This is a genomic window from Streptococcus sp. SM3, assembly GCF_027497875.1.
This window is the reverse complement of the sequence record NZ_JAJNSA010000005.1, coordinates 24,240-44,148: the sequence shown is the minus strand read 5'-3', so window position 1 is coordinate 44,148 and position 19,909 is coordinate 24,240. Positions and strand designations below refer to the sequence as shown.

Genomic DNA, 19,909 nt, shown 5'->3' with positions numbered 1-19,909 from the left:
CCGCTCCCTTTATTACTCTGGTAATTCTACCTTCAAACTCATATCCGAATTCTGCAATGTCTTCTGAACCGTTGCAAGAAAGGCTAGGCCATTATCCGATGGAGAATACTGGAATGTGATATGGATGACTTTTTTGTCAAAGTTATCGCCATATCGTTCTACATACTGCTTACTTTCGAGGAAGTAGATGTAGTTGTTAAGTTTTTCTTGCAAAATTTCCAGATGGACTGCTTCTGTCTCTTCCTGCCAACCGACTGGATCAACAAGGAGTAACTCTAAATGATTATCAACTATACCAATAGCGTCAAGTTCGCTAGGTTCTAGTTCTGAAACAATAGATTTGGTTACGATTTGGGTAAATTTTTCAGGAGAAAATATTTTTTGGTTATCAGATAAATCATTGAAAATTAAGTCAGGATTATTTTGTATAAAAATTTTATTCGACTCTTCTTGTGTATATTGTTTTTTAGATTTCCAAAAACCATATTGTGCATAATTCATCAACTCTTTACCAGTATGTTCTCCCGACATATAACTATCTGCAGCTTCTTTGGGGATTTCTTGAACTACTTCTGGCATAGTAATATTAAAAGTTGGATAACGCAAGAAAAACTTATCATCATCTTGACAAATTTCCAACATATCTTTTTGACTAGTATAAATCGACTTCATTTTTAATATCTATTAGCTCCTTGTGTTTTTTTAAATATTTTTTCCCATACCATTCCTCCACAGTCTTACCTTCCCACTCACGATACTCTTCAGGATATTTCCATTTATAGTAGGCTTGTAGCATATAGGGAAACATGAAATAAACTTCAAAAGCAACAACTAAAATATTAAGAATCAGTATTGAAGCCAAAATACCGAGTCCTCCAATCAAATTATTTCTATTCTCCATCGAACTTGAGAAAAAAATACGAATGACTAGCCAAATTGCTACAACCAAACCACCATACTTGGCAATTATGCTAAACATCTTGCCGAAGAATCTATCACTAAAACTTTTCTTTAGAGTTGTCCCATATAACAACATTCCTAATGACTCACACTCAGAAAGAATCATTGAAATAATTATTAATAATATTAATCCTACAAAAGTGAACATTCCCCAAAATCCAGCTACTGCATAAATTAAGTTTAGAGAAAAAAGATCGAGTTCAACAACTAGCCAGATAATAAAGGTAACCATAAAATGGAATTGGCCCCTATAAATCAAAATAAACTGCTGATTGTATCGCTTCCCTAGTATAATCAATAAAATCCATATTGCAAGTGCTATCCAAAATACCCAGTACGGAAGAAAATTAATGTCGGGTAAAGGGACTGTTAAATCTCTAGGATCAGAATGGTAAAATAAATAATCATTTAAAGCTACAATCAACCAATTGGGACCAATTATAAATAGGAAAGTCAGAATTACCAGCCAAACATATGATTTTCTTGTTCCTCTAAATTGCTCTTTTTTTAAAGCATCTTGGTAAATGTCCCGAGCAAATTTCCCTGAGACGCCATCATCTAATAAATTTAAACTCTCTTCAAAACTTGCTTTAAAAAGTGACTTTTTTGTCATAAGTTTAATCCTCAATCTTCTTTTCTACTAATTCTGAGTGCTTTTTCAAGTATCTCTTTCCATACCATTCTTCTACTGTTTTCCCTTCCCACTCGCGGTATTCTTCAGGGTATTTCCATTTGTAGAATGCTTGTAAATAACTAGGAAATTCGATGTAAATTAGCATAGCAATCACAGCAATATTTAGGATAATCCATGTTATCAAAAGACCTAATCCTTCCAATAAAGTTGAAAATTTCATGGAAAAACTTTTTATAATAAAGTTTATAATTACTCCAATTCCCAAAAAACTCATTCCATAAATCGCTATCTTATTGGCAATTTTGTTGCGAAGAGAAGAGCCACTTCCATTACCATACATCAGTTTTTTAAGACTTTCAATTTCAAGGCTAAACATAAAATAGGCTAATATAGTAATAAAAACAAAAATAGCAGCAACCATCCAAATAGATAAAGTTGGTATTGACATATCAATCGCTAACAGATTAAATTCAAGACTAAGCCAAATTAGAAATGTGATGACATGAAAATGATTGCGATAAGGCAGTATAAAAGCTTTTCTAAAAACTTTACCAATCAATATGATAAATACCCAAATTAAGAAACAGACTAGATATACCTCAGCTGTTAGTAATGGATGTTGATAGATAGGCAATCTTAAATCTTTAGGATCAGAGTTGTGCAAGGACAGCGAGAAAACAAGAATCATAAAGTTTATAATTACAGGACCGATAAGAGTGAAAACAATATTCTGAATATGAAGAACTAGTTTAGACTTTCCTTCCCTATAATATGTTTCTAACTTAGAGAAAACATTTCCTTTCTGATACTGTAAAAAACCATCATCTTCCAAATTTAAACTCTCTTCAAAACTTGCTTTAAAAATTGATTTCTTCATCTAATTTTCTCTCTAATTTTATTAAAATTGATAACAACGAGCCTACTGCATTTCTCTTCTATCTGGATATTTCTTGACATAGGAAGCAGAAAAGAAACAACCCATGATTCCTGCTGGTATAATAGCTGTAAGTATTACAGACACGATTATGCCAATAATTTTTCCAAACGAAGGGCTTCCCTCAAGAAATAGCCGTCCAGACATCACAACTATAAATATTATATAATGACATCCACTTTACTATAAAGGCCAGTTTCCTGTTTCGGCATAAATCATGACCTCATATGCTCCCCTAGAAGATTCAAATGCTCTATCCATCAGTTCTTTAGTTATGGGATAGCATACTTCAGGACCTATGACTCCGCCAATTTCTTTCAAGAAGCTAATTTCGTAATAACCATCTGTCTCATATACAATAAATCCATTACCTCTATGTACAATCGTATCCGATTGATTATAATCTACTAACTCATCTTTCTTTGGCCAATGATGATGTTCACAATAAAACATTACTTCTAAAGAATCTTTTTCTGATGTTGAAACACGTTCTGCTAATTCCTGGCTAATGGGAAAATTAAGCGCTTCTTTCCCTCTACTCCACATAATCTCATAATTATTTTTGTCTTTTAATATTGTACAGTTTTTATATTGCTGAATTTCTATTGTCATATAAATTTGCTTCCTTTATTTAATATTGCAGAATTATCATAGACCAAAAAAGATTTAGTTGGTGCGCACATTCCTTATTAAACTCTCCATTACCTTCTTTCGTCTGTGTAAATTATTGGCTATACACAAATAGAGAATAAACAAAAGCATGGAGTGAGAAAATAAAGGCAAAAAACCAGGATATATTAGATAGACGGTCAATGATACTAACAAACTAATAAAGCTAGCACGAAGCACAGAATAAACAACAGCCCCACTTTTCTTTACTATTTCTAGGAATTCTAAGTACTCCAAATCTGTAAATAGAGCCGGATACAAATCCAAGTCTTTTTTAAAATAGACATCCAGCAATTTCCCGATAAGTAAGAAAATAAAAGAAAATAGAATCAAATAGAGATACTTATGCTCAACTATACTAAAGATTGTCAGACCATTCAGGAATCTAATAAATGGAAGAATTAGTAATATCAAGGAAAGAATAAAGTACTGTTGATACTTAGAAGTTCTTTCTGGAATCGAAAAAAACAGTTTCCTTCCTTTTAGGTCATAATAAACTAATTTGTTCTTAAACTCTCCTAGATGAACTAGTCCTTTATATTGTTTATTCTTTTCTTTCATTTCCTTTTTTCAGTTCTTTCTCCAATTGTTTTAAGACGACTAAAATGTCGCTTTTATAATCCATTGTTTCATCTACAAATCTTCTCGCTAAACTAAAAAAACTAATGTTATTGATATTTTCCCCTCGTTCTATAAGCTTAGTTAGCTTATATATATCCTGTATAATTCCCGGGTATAACTTCTGACTTGGATATTCTAAGTCAATTAAACCTTGTAATTGTCCTATATATTGAGTATATCTGTTCTTCATAATTGAATCCCTTATTAACTTTAATCACTTCGTTTAATTTTTACTTTGATTTGATAAAACATCAACTATATCATATTCCCGCTCTTCTCCAGGTGCAAAGGCAACGTTTATGGTTGCTAGAAATATGAACACTGTTAATATCATTAAACAAAGCATGGCAATATTCTTCAAATATATGAATGCCATAGCAAATATAAGAGCTAAAGCAAAAACACATAGTCGCAATAGAAGAATTTTTATGTAAAAAACCAATGAATTTACTGGTTTTATCTTAAAATAAATAGATTGCTCCAACGATCTATTGAGTAATTTTTCCAAACTGTTTTTCTTGTTAGAATATAAAAGTTGAAGCAAACTAAAAGATAATAATAGACCAATAACTACTAAAACCAAGCTAGTTACTATCGAAAAATTCACATAAAAGTTAGCAAATAAATCGATATGGTTCATATGAGCCCAGGCATTCACAAAAACTGCCAATCCTGCGGCTAATGACGTTGGAAGGATAAATTTGCTCGCCTTAGAGTTTTTTTCTTCGATTTTAAAAAGTTCTTCACCTGAGATAGCATAAACTTTCTGATAAAAATACCAGTTTAAAGGCAAACAGAAATATCCGAGAAAATGTTTAGGAGATCTATCTAATAGATACTGTTTCCCCTGATAATGAAATAATAGGTATCGAAAATTCCCTTTATAATATAATTTTATTTTTTGCATTTTAATCCTTACTAATCTAAGAAAACATGAGTTTTCCCAAGCTATGAGGAGTATCTTGATATCGGCTACATCTTATTTTAGTTTTTTATCATTTATTTTATATAAGTGATGGCTTTCAGTTCCAAATGCAACATTAGAAGCCGACAAATCAAATATAGAAAGATGATTGCATTGGCCATTAAGCCAAAAAGTAAGTTACCTGAGTAGAAATAATACATTGGCATAAAAAATGCTAGCCCACCAATAACCACTATAAATCCTAGTAATTGTTTAAAGTCGATTCTTACTGGCGTGATTTTATAGTATTTTAAATACCTAAGTTCGCGCCCTAGTAAGGAGGCCATCCTTCTTTTCCGAGAATAGTAAAATAATTCAACCAGAACATATGTTAAAAGAAAAGTCATTAAAAAGAGTACCACTTTCGTAAAAGTTGAAAGATTCGTTTCAAAATACTTAGTGATATCAATCTTGTTAACCCGTAACCAATTATATAAAAAGATACTCAGCCCAGCACCGAGAGAAGCTGAAACAGTAAGTTTTGTAGAACATCCATTTTTTTCTTTTATTTTACAGTACTCATCCGATGTGATGGGATATACATGTTGAAAGAAAAGCCAATTTATAGGTGGAAAAAGATAGCCTATCAAACGACATGGTCTTCTATCAAGTAGATAGTATTGATGATTGAATTCAAATACTAAATACCGAAAATTTCCATAAGTAAAACGGATTTGTGCCATCATTTCTCCTTAATTACATTCTCCTCAAAGAAATCATTTTCTTTAAAATCTATTTGGTCAATTCCTTAATAAAACTTCTGCTCTATCTGAATCTATAAAGTCTTTTAATAGTTGCAAGGTGTGTTCAACAGACTTTTCATCACGGCCATACACTCTTCTTATACTCTTAACATCAATAACCTTGGATAAAAAAGTGATTGAAAATCTCTGTTCATCCATTTGAGTGAACCAAATGTTAAACAAGCCACCCTCTCCAGCTTCCAATTGCCTATTTTTACCGGTTGATGATATCCCCATCGTCATATGATATCCCTTATACGCGAATGGAAAATTAAAATTTTCATCTTCTCCTTCATGAATGGCAATCGTATCAAGGTCAATCGAAAAAATTTTCTCTAAAGCTTGTTTGACATTCTGATAACCTAAACTATCTCTTGTAGGTAAGTAATCTTCGCTCATTTACGAGACCTCCACATATTTTCGAAATTCTCAAACTTCTATTACTTTGATAGAGTCAAATCAACTATTTTCCCCGTTTTTATATCGACTTTTAATTTTCTGCCATAAAAATCAGTCGCATAAAGCCAGCCATCGCTCAAAGCCATCTGTTCAAAGGGATAACTATTATTACTGTATCCACTATTATTTATCGTCCAGACTACATTTCCACTCGCATCAATCCTTAAAATGTTATTCTTTTCACTCTCATTATCAAAAGGAATCCCCAATAAAACAATAAATTCGTCACCATATTCAATTACATTTCGGATTTCAAATTTAAAACATTTTATAACTTTACTATTTACTATTAATTTATGTTTTTCATATCCTACCATTGTATCAACCTTTCATCTGAGAATTTCTACGTTAAGCAGTCATTTAATCATTTATTTGCTTCGCGTTAAATTAATATCCATCACATAGCTAATTCTGTAGCATTGCTAAAAACTCTGTAAAGTTATTAGCTAAAAACTCTATAGCTGGCTCTAACTCGTAGGACTCTTCGTGATACCAGATACAAATACTCGGATTTTCAGTATCCTCCACATAGTTTAGACAAAGAAAATCTCCACCATACAATGCTACTATGGAAATCAACTCAAATCCCAAAATATCTTCATGGACAAACAATCTTTCATCCAGTTGGGACATTACAACATCAATGTCATACATGCCAAGTGGATTGTCTTTTGTATTTTCTAATACACACAAGAATCTCTCAATCAAAAAGGACCTATTTGCTAAAGAAAATAAATTTTTAGAAGGACGAAAACCATTTTTTCTCATTATAAAATTCTTATAATCGTCAGGTAGTCGAACTTTCCATGCCACTTCTCTTTCCTGTAATAGCGCATCAGTTGGCAAGGGATAGATAATTGATTGTTCTTTCTGAGTCATATTTTCTACTTCTTTCTCTATTTAAAATCTTTATACTACTAGCTCTGAAGCATTAATCAGTCCCTTCCTTGTCCCATAGTGGCGAAGGATAGGGGTGTGAAAAACCAAGTTCATTAGCCAACTGTTCCGCATGAACTGTTTGACTTAGAATCTTAAGGAACTCATCCTTTGCTTCATTCATCGTATCAAACTCCCATGTTTTCCCCACAATATATGAGCGTTCATCTCTACTGTTAATTTGAAATTTGCCATTTTTAAAAAACAAATGTGTTGCCCAAGGTTGACTGCTATCTTCATCAAACAAGATATAATGCAAGCTATCAAAATGACGTTTTTTAATTTCTTGTTCAACTATACATTTCATGTTCTCAATATCAGCTTCGGTATTATCCCATAATGGAGAGGAGTATTCAGGAACTTCTCCATTTTCTACAGAAGTTTTATTTATAAAAACTGTTAACTTCAGATTATGAATAAATTTTTCTTTTGCTTCTTCAAATGTTTTAAACTTAAAAATACTTCCTGTACTTGCTCGATCCATTGTTGAGTAAACTTCATACAATTCCAATTCTGGATTATAATCTATCCTAGTTTCCCACTCAGAAGGTCCGTGTTCATTAAAAATAGAATATCTTAAAGACTCATATCCTAAATTTTGAATGGCTGATAAAAGTTCAGAACGTTCTTTGGCTTCGTCTCTCATCTTCTAGTTATCCTCTTTTTCATCCCATAATGGTGATGTATATTCTACTGGCAATCCTAATTGTATATTCAGTTTATTAGATTCAATAACGAGTTCTAATTTTTCAAAAAAATCTTTCTTTGCACTTCCAAAATTATCGTACTCTTTACTATGTCCAACTATATATGATCGATCATCTCGACCATCAACATAAAATTTTCCATTTTTCTGATAAAGATGAAATGCCCAAGGAAGCTGTTTTGTTTCGTCAAATAGAACATAATGTAAGCTCTCATAATGACGTTTTTCAATTTCTTGCTCAACTATACATCTCATATTCTCAATGTCAGCTTCGATTTTGTCCCATAACGGGGAGGAGTATTCAGGAACTTCCCCATTTTCTACAAAAAGTTTATTTATTTCTACAGTAAGATCTAGTTTTTCTATAAATTTATTTTTGGCATCCTCAAAATTATCAAATTCTAATTTTTTATTATAACTTGCTCGATCCATGGTAGCGTAAACATTGTACACTTGCTTAGAATCGTCAAATTCGATTACCACTTCCCATTCACCAGGACCATATTCGTTAAAAATAGAATATCTCAAACTTTCGTATCCTAAATCTTGAATGGCTGACAACAGTTCTAAACGTTCTTTGGCTTCGTCTCTCATCTTCTAGTCATCTCCTTTTTCATCCCACAAACTACATGAATAGTAGGGTGAATCTCCATTCTGTACAAAATATCTGTTCATTTCGATAAAAGACTCCATTAAATTAAGAAAAAATAGCTTTGTCTCTTCAAAATTGTCAAACTCCCTTGTTTTCCCCATTATATAGGTCCGGTCGTCCCGACTATTTACCATAAACTTCCCATCTCGATAGTATAGATGTATAGCCCAAAGTTGACTACTATGCTCATCAAATAGAGCATAATAAAGATTTTCAAAGCCTTTTTCTCTGATTTCTTTTTCTACATCTTGTTTTAACAAATCTAAATTCAAATTATTATTCATATTATTGTCCCAATTAATAGTTTATCTATAGAGTGTTACAAGTTCCATCACTATTTCACAATAATGGAAAAACGTTCATTCTTTTGATATTTTTGATTGAATCTTTCCAGTTGCTTCATTGGTTTTATTTTAACAAGACCGTTTGGGAAAATGATGCTGTCGTTCAATTCCTCTTGATAATCCTTAATTCCTTTAGCAATTGCTTGGGTAACTCTCGAAGTATGGATTGTAAAACTGGCTAAATTTTTTTCTTGCATAAAAAGGACTGCATCAAAAAACAAAACCGAAATATACAAATCAACTGCAGAACGCTGCGATAGATCTATAAGACTGCCTTCTAATATATCTTGAATCTTATCAATATCATTCTGCTTGTAGAAATACTCAGCTAATACTTGGCAAATGTCTGTTGGAAAAACATCTGGTACAGAGGTCGGAGGCTCTATGCGATATCTTTTTTCACCTCGCAAAATCCCAGCAACATCGCCTGCTTGGATAGCTTCTAACAAGAGTTTTCTGTAATTTTTCATTTGATAATCTTTCATATCTCCAATTCCGAAAAGACTTAGTTCGTTCTCTGCAAAATTTACCATTTTGATTTTATTAAGCTTAGTTTTCTTTTCCTAATCGCTACACGCTAGAATTTCAGCACCTTCGGGTAATATTTCTTCCAGTTCGGCCTTTGTGAATAAGCCTTGCGCTTTAGGATTTCCTCTTAAAGCTTCTGGATATTGCCTCAGGAAATTTCTATCAGCTTCTTCTTGTGTCACGTTCGGTGGCCAAGAATCGTTCTGAATCTTCCAAGATACTTCACGTAGCGTTCTTTCCCCACTATCTAATAAGGCAAACAGTTCATTTGGTAATTCATAGACTACTAACCAAGAAGCCACAGTTCCCTCTTCTGAAACTAAATAATACTTGTTATCATTTCTCCAGATGGATTTCCCATATCCTTCAACTTCTTCAAACTGGATAACATCTTCCCATTCTAGATTTGTTGGTTTCATTTTATACCTTCCTTACTTAAGTGGTGATACATAATCATCTGGAAGTTTGCCTCTCCAGTCAATCCACATTTGCTCAGCAATTGGAATTAATCTTTCAAGTTCTTCCTGAGTAAATAACTCTCTAGTTTCAGGTAAATCAATTAATGATGTAGGACTCTCTTCTATAAATCGTTTTTCACTAGCTTTCTTTTCTTCTTCCGTCGGTGGCCAATAATCGTGCTTAACTTTGCAAGATATTTCAAGTAGAGTCCGTTCTCCACTCTCTAGTAAGGTAAATAATTCTTGTGGTAAATCATAGACTGCTAACCAAGAAACCACAGTTCCCTCTTCTGAAACTAAATAATATTTATCCTCATTTTTCCAGATGGATTTCCCATATCCTTCAACTTCCTCAAACTTAATAACATCTTCCCATTCTAGGTTTGTTGGTTTCATTTTATACCTTCCTTACTTAAGTGGTGATACATAATCATCTGGAAGTTTGCCTCTCCAGTCAATCCATTTCTGTTCAGCAAGCGGAATTAATCTTTCAAGCTCTTCCTGAGTAAATAATTCCCAACTCTTAGGATTAGCTATTAAAGGAGTTAATCCTTTTAATATAAATTGTTTCTCACTAGCTTTCTTTTCTTCTTCCGTCGGTGGCCAACGATCGGTTTTAATCTTCCAAGATATTTCGAGTAGCGATCTCTTCCCACTTTCCAGTAAGGCAAATAATTCATTTGGTAATTCATAAACCGCTAACCAAGAAGCCACGGTTCCTTCTTCTAAAACTAAATAATACTTGTCCTCATTTTTCCAGATTGACTTCCCGTATCCTTCAATTTCTTCAAACTGGATAACATCTTCCCATTGTAGTTTTGTTGGTTTCATTTGTTTTCTCCTAGTGTAAATTCTTCTCTCAACCAAAATAGCGTAAAAATCAGGTTTCTTTTTCTCTTCCTCAATAGGCTACGCCATCTTTTATCCATTTTCTAGTTTCTAAATCCACATTAAAATAGAAATCACTTCGACCAAAACTATCAAAACAATCTTCTTTAAGAGCTTCACATACAATTCTCAGTTTTTCTTTACTTATCTCAGAAATGTATAGCATTGTAAACCCTGCAGGAGATTCAATTTGGTCGATTCTCTCACCTTCTAAATTATAAACCTCTAATTCTGATGGAACGTCAAAATCGCTGGATGAGCGAAATATACTGAAGATACGCTGATATTTAGGACTAAATCGCAGATGATGTAAATGATGAAAATCAATCTGATGTTGGCCCTTATAATGCCACTCTAGTCTTCCTTCCTCTACATTTTGTCGCCCTAATAATTTTCCTTCTAAACTATAGTAGAAAATAGTTTTGCTAATAAAGTTTTCTCCACTATAGACGATAACAATGTTCTCATCTTTATGATATTCCGCATGAATGATATCTGGTAAGTCAATCTTTATTTCATTACCATCCCACTTCCATGTGAGTATCTGTTCACTGTAATCAAATTTCATCTGCCTTCTCCTACTCTAACTCAGATAAATTCGATCTGAATTGTTTGCTCCGTCATCCTGAAGTTCACTTCCTCGACAAGTTTATCTATCTCGTTCTGTGTGATAGGAATGTGATTGTAAGGTGGCTCCCAATTCTGTATGCTTGACCTATATACAATAAAGCTACCATCAGTCAACAACTCTCCCTCTACTTTTAAAACATAGCCATTTTCATAGTCAAATGTGATGATAGACCTTGTTCCAGAAATTTTCATTCTACTTCCTTCTTTACTCAAACATCATTATTTTTCTCAGAAAACTAAATCCTAATACTCATAATAAGGAGAGAAATTCCCCTTCAAATAAGCACTTATACTTTCTCCTATTATACCACACCTCCATTTTCATCTGAAATGGTTTCCATTTTAGAACAATCAAAAAACACTGATCATTCAGTGCTTTTTGATTGCATTACTGCCCCCTGCAGGAATCGAACCTGCAACTACTCCTTAGGAGGGAGTTGTTATATCCATTGAACTAAGGGAGCTAGATAAAAACTCTGCTGAAAAAGCAGAGTTTTTTAGTCGAATTAACGACGGATTTCTTTGATACGAGCCGCTTTACCTTGAAGAGCACGCAAGTAGTACAATTTCGCACGACGTACTTTACCGTAACGAACAACTTCGATTTTTTCAACACGTGGAGTGTGGATTGGGAAGATACGCTCAACACCTACACCGTTAGAGATTTTACGAACTGTGTAGTTTTCTGAGATGCCAGCACCTTTACGTGCGATAACAACACCTTCAAAAATCTGGATACGTTCACGGTTACCTTCGACAACTTTCGCGTGTACACGAACAGTGTCACCAGGACGGAATGATGGGATATCTGTACGAAGTTGACCTTCAGTCAAGCTTTGGATTAATGGATTCATTTTATTCTCCTATCTTTGTCAATCTTGAGGAATCTTCCTCAGCGGATAAACTGTATTTTTGTGCGTCCATTACACACAAGATACAGTTTACCAAATTTCCACAAAAAAGTAAAGAAATTTATAGCAGAATTCCTAAAAAAATCGCTACTAAACCACCTAGGTAGGTTAAAGCTAGGTAGCTATAAAATACCTTCTTATCACTTAACAGTCTTTGGAGTTCGTCATTCAAGGTAGAGAAAGTCGTTAAACCGCCACAAAATCCTGTTGCTAAAATAGCATAGACTTCCTTAGACTCTACATGATTGTAGAATAATCCAATCAAAAAACAACCTAAAAGATTGGCTATTAGCGTTCCGAGTGGCAATTTAGAAGCTTGATTATAGCGGGAAAAGAAATACCGTACTAGAGCTCCGAAGCCACAAGCAATTGCAAGATAGATGATTACCATTTTTTCCTCCCCAAATAGTAAGCCAAGAGTAGACCTCCACCAATACTCAAAAGCAAATACATAACTAAACTAAGATAACGCCCTGTATCAAGCAGTTTCACAGCATCAAGCATGAGACTAGAAAAGGTTGTCAAACCACCGCAAAAACCTGTACCTAGTGCTAAAACCAAGCCCTTACTAGTACCCTTATAGACCAGATAACCCTTGACAAGATAAACCAAGCAGAAAATGCCTAGATAGTTAGCAAGAAGGGTTCCCCAAGGAAAGTCTGGACTGGCTGGTAACCAAGTGGAAACTAGATAGCGAACCAATCCACCCACCATGGCAGCTAGAAAAATTCCTAGCGGATAAAATTGTTCTTTTTTCATTTGATGTTTTGATCCTGGTAATCACGCGAACGTTTGAGTATGTCCGAAAATGTTGCAACAATAGTCTCCTGATAGCGCTTGTCCTCTACTCGATTTCTGACCTTTTCAAAAATAACTGCTTCTCTCTTGGTATCTAAAATCGGTTTCCCTGATGCTTTCTTATAAGCAACTACACCCTCAACCAAATGCATTCGTTCTTCTAACAATTTGACAATTTGGTCGTCGATTTGATCAATTTCTTGACGAATACTATCTAAATCCATACAGTCTCCTCCTTTATTTGAATTATTGTATCAAAAAGCCATCAAATAGGCTAGTAAAATCCCAACTCACGATAAGAAAAATGCACTGATTGATTGTATCAGCGCACTTTTATGCTTATCCTACTTTAGCAGCCAATTCTTCTGCGAATTGTTCCAAGCGTTCAATATCTTCTTCCTCGGCAGAAAGATCTACTTTAACACACTCTGAACCTTTTTCTGCTCCTGTCGCTACAAAAACGCGATCAAAGTCATCGACAGCCTTACAGAATTCGTCGTAGAAGGTATCTCCTGATCCGACCACTCCATAGATTTTGCCATTCAAGTTGAGATCTGCTAGGTCTTCGTAGAAGTCCATCATCTCATCTGGCAATTCACCATCACCATAAGTATAGGTCGCAACGATAGCGATGTCTGCTTCCAAGAAGTCTGAAGCGTCAACAGTTGTACATTCATCAACATCGACATCCAAGCCCAAGTCACGTAATTTGTCTGCTACAATATCTGCAATTTCTTCGGTATTACCGGTCATACTGGCAAATACAATTTTTGCTAATGCCATATCGTCCTCCTCAATTTATCTTTCTCCATTATATCACATCTTTTTCATTTTAAAAATAAAAATTCTTGTGCTACAATGAAATGAGAAAGAATTGAGGTTATTTATGGACATTTGCCATCAAATTTTAGAAAAAATCAAAGAATACGACACGATTATCATTCATCGTCATATGAAACCAGACCCTGATGCCTTAGGAAGTCAGGTGGGCTTGAAAGCTCTTCTCAAACATCATTTCCCAGAAAAAACTATTAAAGCCGTAGGTTTTAATGAACCAACTTTGACCTGGATGGAGGAGATGGATCTTGTTGAAGATAGTGTCTACCAAGGGGCACTTGTCATCGTCTGTGATACGGCTAATACTGCTCGTATCGATGATAAACGCTATAGTCAAGGCGATTTTCTCATTAAGATTGACCACCATCCAAATGATGATGTATACGGTGACCTATTTTGGGTGGATACTAGTTCAAGTAGCGCTAGCGAGATGATTACCCTATTTGCTGAAACAACCCAACTGGCCTTGTCAGATCGCGCTGCCGAGTTGCTCTTTGCAGGAATTATTGGGGATACAGGTCGCTTCCTCTACCCTTCTACCACTGCACGGACCCTCCGCCTTGCTGCTTATTTGAGAGAACATAACTTTGACTTTGCAGCTCTCACTCGAAAAATGGACACTATGAGCTACAAAATTGCTAAACTTCAAGGCTACATCTACGACCATCTGGAAGTGGATGAAAATGGTGCAGCGCGCGTTATCCTGAGTCAAGAAGTCTTGAAACAATTCAATGTTACCGATGCTGAAACTGCCGCTATTGTTGGAGCACCTGGACGCATTGACAGTGTTAGTCTCTGGGGAATTTTTGTAGAGCAGGCTGATGGCCACTACCGTGTTCGCTTACGCAGTAAAATCCATCCTATCAATGAAATTGCTAAAGAACATGATGGTGGAGGCCACCCTCTAGCAAGCGGTGCTAATTCCTATAGTCTAGAAGAAAACGAAATCATCTATCAAAAGTTAAAAAACTTGCTTAAAAACTGATAAAATACTTGCCAAACTTTTCTGAATCTGATAGACTAGTATGGTAACAATCTATGGCTCGCAAAGAGACCATGGCAGAAAGGAAATATTGCAAAATGAAAAAAGATATCCATCCAGAATATCGCCCAGTTGTCTTCATGGACACAACTACTGGTTACCAATTCCTTAGCGGTTCAACAAAACGCTCTAACGAAACAGTTGAGTTCGAAGGCGAAACTTACCCATTGATCCGTGTGGAAATTTCATCAGACTCACACCCATTCTACACTGGACGTCAAAAGTTCACTCAAGCAGATGGACGCGTGGATCGTTTCAACAAAAAATACGGTCTCAAATAATGATAAAAAGAACAGTTTCGACTGTTCTTTTTATCTTCTTTTTATGAACCAATCACTACTACTTTCTATTTGTCAACCATCACGCTGACACTATAATTGATTTCAAACGGGGTTAAAAAATATCGAAAAGAAGCTTGATATTGAGAATGGTCAAGATGATTGAAACTACGTAGCCTAGAATTGTGTTCCACTTAGCATTGGTAAATTCTCCCATCACTGACTTCTTAGAAGTCAGATAAATTAAGGGAAAAATTGAGAATGGAAGAGCGATTGAAAGAAAGACCTGTGAATAGACCAATAACTGATCTAAGGTCTTTTCTTGATGCCCAAACAAGACAGCAACTATCATCACAGGGAGCAAGGCAAAAATCCGTGTTCCGACACGAATAACCCACTGTGGTAATTTCATATGCAAGAAACCTTCCATAACGATCTGTCCAGTCAAAGTACCTGTAATAGTAGAATTTTGGCCACTTGCTAAGAGAGCTAAAGCAAACAAAGTTGACAGAGTTGAGCTGGCTATCGCTCCTGCTATTGTCGAATCCTGTAAAGCATTGTACATTTGAGAGAATGCTGAAATTTCAGACGCATGACCAAAAAAGAGCGATGCTCCTAAAATGAGAAGCAAGGAATTGACAACAAAGGCTAGGGATAACTGAAGATTTGAGTCCCAGGTCATAAAACGTACAGCTTTTCGAACATCCTTTGTATCCTTATGGTTGATTTTCCTTGTTTGAGATAGGGATGAATGAAGATAAAGATTATGGGGCATGACTGTCGCTCCTACGATCCCTAAAGCCAAAGTCAGTTGACTCTCATGCCCTGGCAGGGGACTTTCAAACAAAGCCGAAGTTGGTAAATAACCACCAAAGATCCCCTGCATACTTGGATTAGATAAAGCCACCAGATAAGAAAATATTCCTAATATGGTTAAGATAAGGGTTGTAACAATAGCTTCAATCTTCTTGAAGCCAAATTTCATCAACAAAAGCAAAAGAAATACATCTAAAACCGTTAGGAGGATAGCCATCATAATCGGTATTTTAAGCAAAAGATTCAAGGCAATCGCTGAACCTAAAACCTCAGCCAAGTCTGTCGCCATTAAAGCTAATTCTAAAATCACCCACAGACTATAGCGGAGCCACTTGGGAGCATGATGAGCTGTTGCCTGCGCTAAATCCATCCTAGTCACGATACCGAGCTTTCCAGCCATCTGTTGTAACTGCATAGCAATAATGGAGGAAATCAAAATAACAAATAGGAGGCTATACTTGTAGGAGGCACCACCAACCACACTGGTAATCCAATTTCCAGGATCCATATAACCAACTGCTACAAGAGCTCCAGGCCCTAAAAATGCTTTTAGATTTTACCAAAAATGATTATTATTGGGAGTTTCAATAGATTGATTGATCTCAGAAAGAGAGAACTTTTTGTAAGAAGACATAGGAATATTCGCTTTCTAATCAAGTCTTTACCTAGTTTATTAATGGAGTTTTGAAAATAAAATGAAAATAGTTTACCTATTTCTAATTTAGTCTTATTACATCACATTTTGGAATGATTCTTCAGGAAAGCATGATAGTTGAAATAAGCAACACCAGTATTGCAAAAGCCAGCGTCAGAAAACGCTGGCTTTAAAACTGTGAAAAATTTTCTCAACTAGATTGCTTCTGTGACAAAACTACGGCTTTCCAATACTTTGAGCATGGCGTTAGCTGTATCTAGGGCTGTGAAGAGGGGCACTCCGTGTTCAATAGCTGAACGGCGAATTTGCTCTCCATCTTCGTCAGCAGTTCGTTTTGTTCCAACTGTATTAATGATAGCTTGAATTCTTCCTTTGCGAACAAAACTTGGAATATCCTTATCGTCATCACCAATCTTACCAACAGGTTGGGCTTGCAATCCATGACTGGCAAAGAAGGCTGCTGTTCCTTCTGTCGCGAGGATTCCATAGCCAATATTTTGGAAACGACGAGCCAAGTCCAAGGCTTCTTCTTTGGCATCATCAGCGATGGTAAATACAACGTTACCAAAAGTTGGCAAGTGTAAGTAAGAAGCTTCAAAAGCCTTATAGAGAGCTTTTTCTAAAGTCGTATCAGAACCCATAACTTCACCTGTTGACTTCATTTCAGGACCGAGCAAACTGTCTACCTTAGCTAGTTTTGTGAAGGAGAAGACAGGTGCCTTGATATGAACGCGGGTGCTTTCAGGGTAAAGTCCATCTTCGTAACCAAGTTCTTCAAGTTTTTGACCAAGAATGAGCTTAGTAGCTACCTGAGCCATAGGAATATTAGTTACTTTTGAAAGGAAAGGTACCGTACGGCTGGCACGTGGATTGACCTCAATAACGTAGACTTTTTCATCCTTGATGACAAACTGAATGTTCATCATTCCAAGACAGTTAAGACCGATTGCTAGGCGTTTAGTATAGTCTGCGATTGTTTCTTGCACCTTTTGCGACAAGGTTTGTGGAGGGTATACGGCCATTGAGTCACCTGAGTGAACTCCTGCACGTTCGATATGCTCCATGATACCAGGGATAAGGACATTTTCTCCGTCTGAAATGGCATCAACTTCGCACTCTTGCCCAACGATATAAGAGTCGACAAGAACTGGGTGGTCTGGACTAGCCTTAACAGCAGTTCGCATGTAAGAACGAAGGTCTTCTTCGTTTTCAACGATTTCCATGGCACGTCCACCAAGTACATAAGATGGGCGGACAAGAACTGGGAAGCCAATCTTGCGAGCTGAAAGAACTGCTTCTTCTTCATTGGTAGCCGTTTGTCCTGGTGGCTGTGGAATATCCAAGTCTTTAAGAGCTTGCTCGAAGAGGTCACGGTCTTCAGCACGGTCTAGGTCAGCGACCTGTGTACCAAGGATGGTCACACCTGCTTTTGCCAATGGCTCTGCAAGGTTGATAGCTGTTTGACCACCAAACTGAACGATAACGCCTTTTGGTTGCTCCAAATCGATAACATTCATGACATCTTCAAAAGTTAATGGCTCAAAGTAGAGCTTATCAGATACCGAGAAGTCTGTTGAAACAGTCTCAGGGTTTGAGTTCATGATAATAGCTTCGTAACCAGCAGCCTGAATAGCCTTAACAGAGTGAACAGTTGCGTAGTCAAACTCAACACCTTGACCTATACGGATTGGACCAGAACCTAGAACAAGTACAGATTCTTTATCAGATCTGATAGATTCATTTTCCCAACCATAGGTTGAATAGAAGTATGGTGTTTCAGAGTCAAACTCTGCCGCACAAGTATCTACCATCTTGTAGACTGGGACAATCTTGTTTTCCAAACGAAGCTGACGAACTTGGTCAGCTGTAGTATTCCAGAGTTCAGCAATCTTACGGTCTGAAAATCCATTCAATTTTGCAGTTTTCAAAACTTCAAAATCTTGTGGATGGGCACCCAACTCCTGCTCAATTTCAAAGATATGTAGGAGTTTATCAAGATAGAAGATATCAATCTTAGTCAATTCAGCAATTTCTTCTGGTGTGTAGCCGCGACGAATGGCTTCTGATACGTAGAAGAGACGGTCATCCTGGGCTTTGACTACTTTTTCAATCAAGGAATCATCAGAAACTGCTGCAAGTTCAGGTATTTCATTGTGATGTACCCCAATTTCAAGGGAGCGGCAAGCCTTAAGAAGAGATTCTTCAATGTTACGACCGATTGCCATGACTTCTCCAGTGGCCTTCATCTGAGTACCAAGACGGCGCTCACCTTTTTCAAACTTGTCAAATGGGAAACGTGGAATCTTGGCAACCACGTAGTCGAGGGCTGGCTCAAACATGGCATAGGTTGAACCCGTGACTGGGTTAATAACCTCATCCAAGGTCAAACCGACGGCAATCTTAGCAGCCAATTTGGCAATTGGGTAACCTGTCGCCTTAGATGCAAGGGCTGAAGAACGTGATACACGAGGGTTTACTTCGATGACATAGTACTTAAAGCTATGTGGATCAAGGGCTAGCTGAACGTTACATCCACCTTCGATCTTAAGGGCACGAATAATACTCAAGCTTGCATCACGAAGCATTTGGTTTTCATAGTCTGACATAGTCTGCGCTGGGGCAAATACAATGGAATCCCCTGTGTGAATCCCGACTGGGTCAAAGTTTTCCATGTTACAAACAACCAAAGCATTGTCAGCTGAGTCACGCATCACTTCGTATTCGATTTCCTTGAAACCTGCGATTGAACGCTCAATCAAACATTGGGTAACAGGTGACAATTTCAAACCATTTTCAGCGATTTCACGCAATTCTTCCTCGTTGGCACACATACCACCACCAGTACCACCAAGTGTAAAGGCTGGACGGACGATGACTGGGTAGCCAATTGTTTCTGCAAAGGCAACAGCTTCTTCGACTGTGTTGACAATTTCAGACTCTGGAATTGGTTGGTTGAGCTCTTCCATCAATTGTTTAAAGAGATCACGGTCCTCCGCTTGGTCAATGGCAGATAATTTGGTACCCAGAAGTTCAACACCAAGCTCATCTAGGATACCATTTTTAGACAATTCCATGGCCATATTGAGCCCTGTCTGACCACCGAGTGTTGGTAGCAAGGCATCTGGACGTTCCTTACGAAGAATACGCGTTACAAACTCAAGTGTAATCGGTTCGATGTAAACCTTGTCTGCAATTTCTTTGTCCGTCATGATGGTTGCAGGGTTTGAGTTAACCAAAACAACCTCATAACCTTCCTCTTTCAAAGACAAGCAAGCCTGGGTCCCAGCGTAGTCAAACTCAGCAGCCTGACCAATAATAATCGGACCAGAACCAATCACCATAATTTTTTGAATATCAGTACGTTTAGGCATAGTTTATGATACAAAGCCCGTAAAGAACACAGTGAAAATAGGAAACTCGGTGCAAACACCTTCAGCGTCAAGACG

27 protein-coding genes, 1 tRNA gene and 1 pseudogene are annotated in these 19,909 nt (G+C 36.4%); 2 read left to right on the top strand and 27 right to left on the bottom strand.

Going from position 1 to position 19,909, the window contains the following annotated elements; genetic code table 11:
• Positions 1-12: 12 nt before the first annotated feature.
• From PAN06_RS01835 to PAN06_RS01710, 25 genes are all read right to left on the bottom strand, one after another.
• A complete protein-coding gene (locus PAN06_RS01835) occupies positions 13-672 on the bottom strand; it encodes a DUF6572 domain-containing protein (RefSeq protein WP_000836694.1) in 660 nt (219 codons plus the stop codon).
• Complete coding sequence (locus PAN06_RS01830; RefSeq protein WP_269795428.1) at positions 653-1,573, bottom strand: hypothetical protein; 921 nt, start codon at positions 1,571-1,573, stop codon at positions 653-655. Before PAN06_RS01830 ends, PAN06_RS01835 begins: the two co-directional genes overlap by 20 nt.
• A gap of 4 nt (positions 1,574-1,577) precedes the next feature.
• Entirely contained in the window at positions 1,578-2,471 is an 894-nt protein-coding gene (locus PAN06_RS01825) for a hypothetical protein (RefSeq protein WP_269795427.1), read from the bottom strand.
• Positions 2,472-2,711: 240 nt separating this feature from the next.
• Positions 2,712-3,140 carry a hypothetical protein gene (locus PAN06_RS01820; RefSeq protein WP_269795426.1) on the bottom strand — a complete coding sequence of 143 codons (429 nt, stop codon included), beginning with the start codon at positions 3,138-3,140 and terminating at the stop codon, positions 2,712-2,714.
• Positions 3,141-3,741: 601 nt separating this feature from the next.
• The gene (locus PAN06_RS01815) at positions 3,742-4,008 is read right to left on the bottom strand and encodes a hypothetical protein (RefSeq protein ID WP_269795425.1); all 267 of its coding nucleotides are present in this window, start codon (positions 4,006-4,008) and stop codon (positions 3,742-3,744) included.
• A gap of 33 nt (positions 4,009-4,041) precedes the next feature.
• Entirely contained in the window at positions 4,042-4,725 is a 684-nt protein-coding gene (locus PAN06_RS01810; RefSeq protein WP_269795424.1) for a DUF443 family protein, read from the bottom strand.
• Between the two features lie 92 nt (positions 4,726-4,817).
• Positions 4,818-5,468: a DUF443 family protein gene (locus PAN06_RS01805; protein ID WP_269795423.1), complete on the bottom strand. Its 651-nt coding sequence runs from the start codon at positions 5,466-5,468 to the stop codon at positions 4,818-4,820.
• 54 nt (positions 5,469-5,522) lie between these two features.
• Entirely contained in the window at positions 5,523-5,924 is a 402-nt protein-coding gene (locus PAN06_RS01800; RefSeq protein ID WP_269795422.1) for a hypothetical protein, read from the bottom strand.
• 41 nt (positions 5,925-5,965) lie between these two features.
• On the bottom strand, positions 5,966-6,301 hold the full coding sequence (locus PAN06_RS01795) for a hypothetical protein (protein ID WP_269795421.1): 336 nt from the start codon (positions 6,299-6,301) through the stop codon (positions 5,966-5,968).
• 88 nt (positions 6,302-6,389) lie between these two features.
• Positions 6,390-6,863: an SMI1/KNR4 family protein gene (locus PAN06_RS01790; RefSeq protein ID WP_269795420.1), complete on the bottom strand. Its 474-nt coding sequence runs from the start codon at positions 6,861-6,863 to the stop codon at positions 6,390-6,392.
• 52 nt (positions 6,864-6,915) lie between these two features.
• Positions 6,916-7,566, bottom strand: coding sequence for an Imm59 family immunity protein (locus PAN06_RS01785; RefSeq protein ID WP_269795419.1), 651 nt, complete (start codon positions 7,564-7,566; stop codon positions 6,916-6,918).
• A gap of 3 nt (positions 7,567-7,569) precedes the next feature.
• The gene (locus PAN06_RS14385; RefSeq protein WP_346732037.1) at positions 7,570-8,220 is read right to left on the bottom strand and encodes an Imm59 family immunity protein; all 651 of its coding nucleotides are present in this window, start codon (positions 8,218-8,220) and stop codon (positions 7,570-7,572) included.
• A 3-nt stretch (positions 8,221-8,223) separates the two neighbouring features.
• On the bottom strand, positions 8,224-8,562 hold the full coding sequence (locus tag PAN06_RS01770) for an Imm59 family immunity protein (protein ID WP_269795418.1): 339 nt from the start codon (positions 8,560-8,562) through the stop codon (positions 8,224-8,226).
• A 50-nt stretch (positions 8,563-8,612) separates the two neighbouring features.
• Positions 8,613-9,155 carry a hypothetical protein gene (locus PAN06_RS01765; protein WP_269795417.1) on the bottom strand — a complete coding sequence of 181 codons (543 nt, stop codon included), beginning with the start codon at positions 9,153-9,155 and terminating at the stop codon, positions 8,613-8,615.
• A gap of 30 nt (positions 9,156-9,185) precedes the next feature.
• Positions 9,186-9,569, bottom strand: coding sequence for a hypothetical protein (locus PAN06_RS01760; protein WP_269795416.1), 384 nt, complete (start codon positions 9,567-9,569; stop codon positions 9,186-9,188).
• Between the two features lie 12 nt (positions 9,570-9,581).
• Positions 9,582-10,004: a hypothetical protein gene (locus tag PAN06_RS01755; protein ID WP_269795415.1), complete on the bottom strand. Its 423-nt coding sequence runs from the start codon at positions 10,002-10,004 to the stop codon at positions 9,582-9,584.
• Positions 10,005-10,016: 12 nt separating this feature from the next.
• A complete protein-coding gene (locus tag PAN06_RS01750; RefSeq protein ID WP_261104706.1) occupies positions 10,017-10,439 on the bottom strand; it encodes a hypothetical protein in 423 nt (140 codons plus the stop codon).
• Positions 10,440-10,509: 70 nt separating this feature from the next.
• The gene (locus PAN06_RS01745; protein ID WP_225742514.1) at positions 10,510-11,064 is read right to left on the bottom strand and encodes a hypothetical protein; all 555 of its coding nucleotides are present in this window, start codon (positions 11,062-11,064) and stop codon (positions 10,510-10,512) included.
• A gap of 20 nt (positions 11,065-11,084) precedes the next feature.
• Positions 11,085-11,318: an Imm74 family immunity protein gene (locus PAN06_RS01740; protein ID WP_269795414.1), complete on the bottom strand. Its 234-nt coding sequence runs from the start codon at positions 11,316-11,318 to the stop codon at positions 11,085-11,087.
• 200 nt (positions 11,319-11,518) lie between these two features.
• Positions 11,519-11,590: transfer RNA gene (locus PAN06_RS01735), tRNA-Arg, on the bottom strand.
• Positions 11,591-11,632: 42 nt separating this feature from the next.
• Entirely contained in the window at positions 11,633-11,980 is a 348-nt protein-coding gene (gene rplS, locus PAN06_RS01730) for a 50S ribosomal protein L19 (protein ID WP_001068669.1), read from the bottom strand.
• 118 nt (positions 11,981-12,098) lie between these two features.
• Positions 12,099-12,428: a fluoride efflux transporter CrcB gene (crcB, locus tag PAN06_RS01725; RefSeq protein ID WP_000234808.1), complete on the bottom strand. Its 330-nt coding sequence runs from the start codon at positions 12,426-12,428 to the stop codon at positions 12,099-12,101.
• On the bottom strand, positions 12,422-12,796 hold the full coding sequence (gene crcB / locus PAN06_RS01720) for a fluoride efflux transporter CrcB (protein ID WP_265485116.1): 375 nt from the start codon (positions 12,794-12,796) through the stop codon (positions 12,422-12,424). The genes crcB (PAN06_RS01725) and crcB (PAN06_RS01720) overlap by 7 nt, the downstream gene beginning before the upstream one ends.
• Complete coding sequence (locus PAN06_RS01715) at positions 12,793-13,059, bottom strand: chorismate mutase (protein WP_000362490.1); 267 nt, start codon at positions 13,057-13,059, stop codon at positions 12,793-12,795. Before PAN06_RS01715 ends, crcB (PAN06_RS01720) begins: the two co-directional genes overlap by 4 nt.
• Positions 13,060-13,174: 115 nt before the next feature.
• Positions 13,175-13,618: a flavodoxin gene (locus PAN06_RS01710; protein ID WP_001162125.1), complete on the bottom strand. Its 444-nt coding sequence runs from the start codon at positions 13,616-13,618 to the stop codon at positions 13,175-13,177.
• A 103-nt stretch (positions 13,619-13,721) separates the two neighbouring features.
• Between PAN06_RS01710 and PAN06_RS01705 the strand changes: the two genes are divergently transcribed.
• Positions 13,722-14,657, top strand: a complete 936-nt coding sequence (locus tag PAN06_RS01705) for a bifunctional oligoribonuclease/PAP phosphatase NrnA (RefSeq protein WP_269795413.1) — start codon at positions 13,722-13,724, stop codon at positions 14,655-14,657.
• A gap of 95 nt (positions 14,658-14,752) precedes the next feature.
• On the top strand, positions 14,753-14,995 hold the full coding sequence (locus tag PAN06_RS01700) for a type B 50S ribosomal protein L31 (protein ID WP_000710764.1): 243 nt from the start codon (positions 14,753-14,755) through the stop codon (positions 14,993-14,995).
• Between the two features lie 112 nt (positions 14,996-15,107).
• On the opposite strand, the pseudogene PAN06_RS01695 reads toward PAN06_RS01700, so the two are convergent.
• Positions 15,108-16,442 (bottom strand): annotated as a pseudogene (locus PAN06_RS01695) (Nramp family divalent metal transporter).
• 215 nt (positions 16,443-16,657) lie between these two features.
• Complete coding sequence (carB, locus tag PAN06_RS01690) at positions 16,658-19,834, bottom strand: carbamoyl-phosphate synthase large subunit (protein WP_269795412.1); 3,177 nt, start codon at positions 19,832-19,834, stop codon at positions 16,658-16,660.
• Positions 19,835-19,909: the final 75 nt, after the last annotated feature.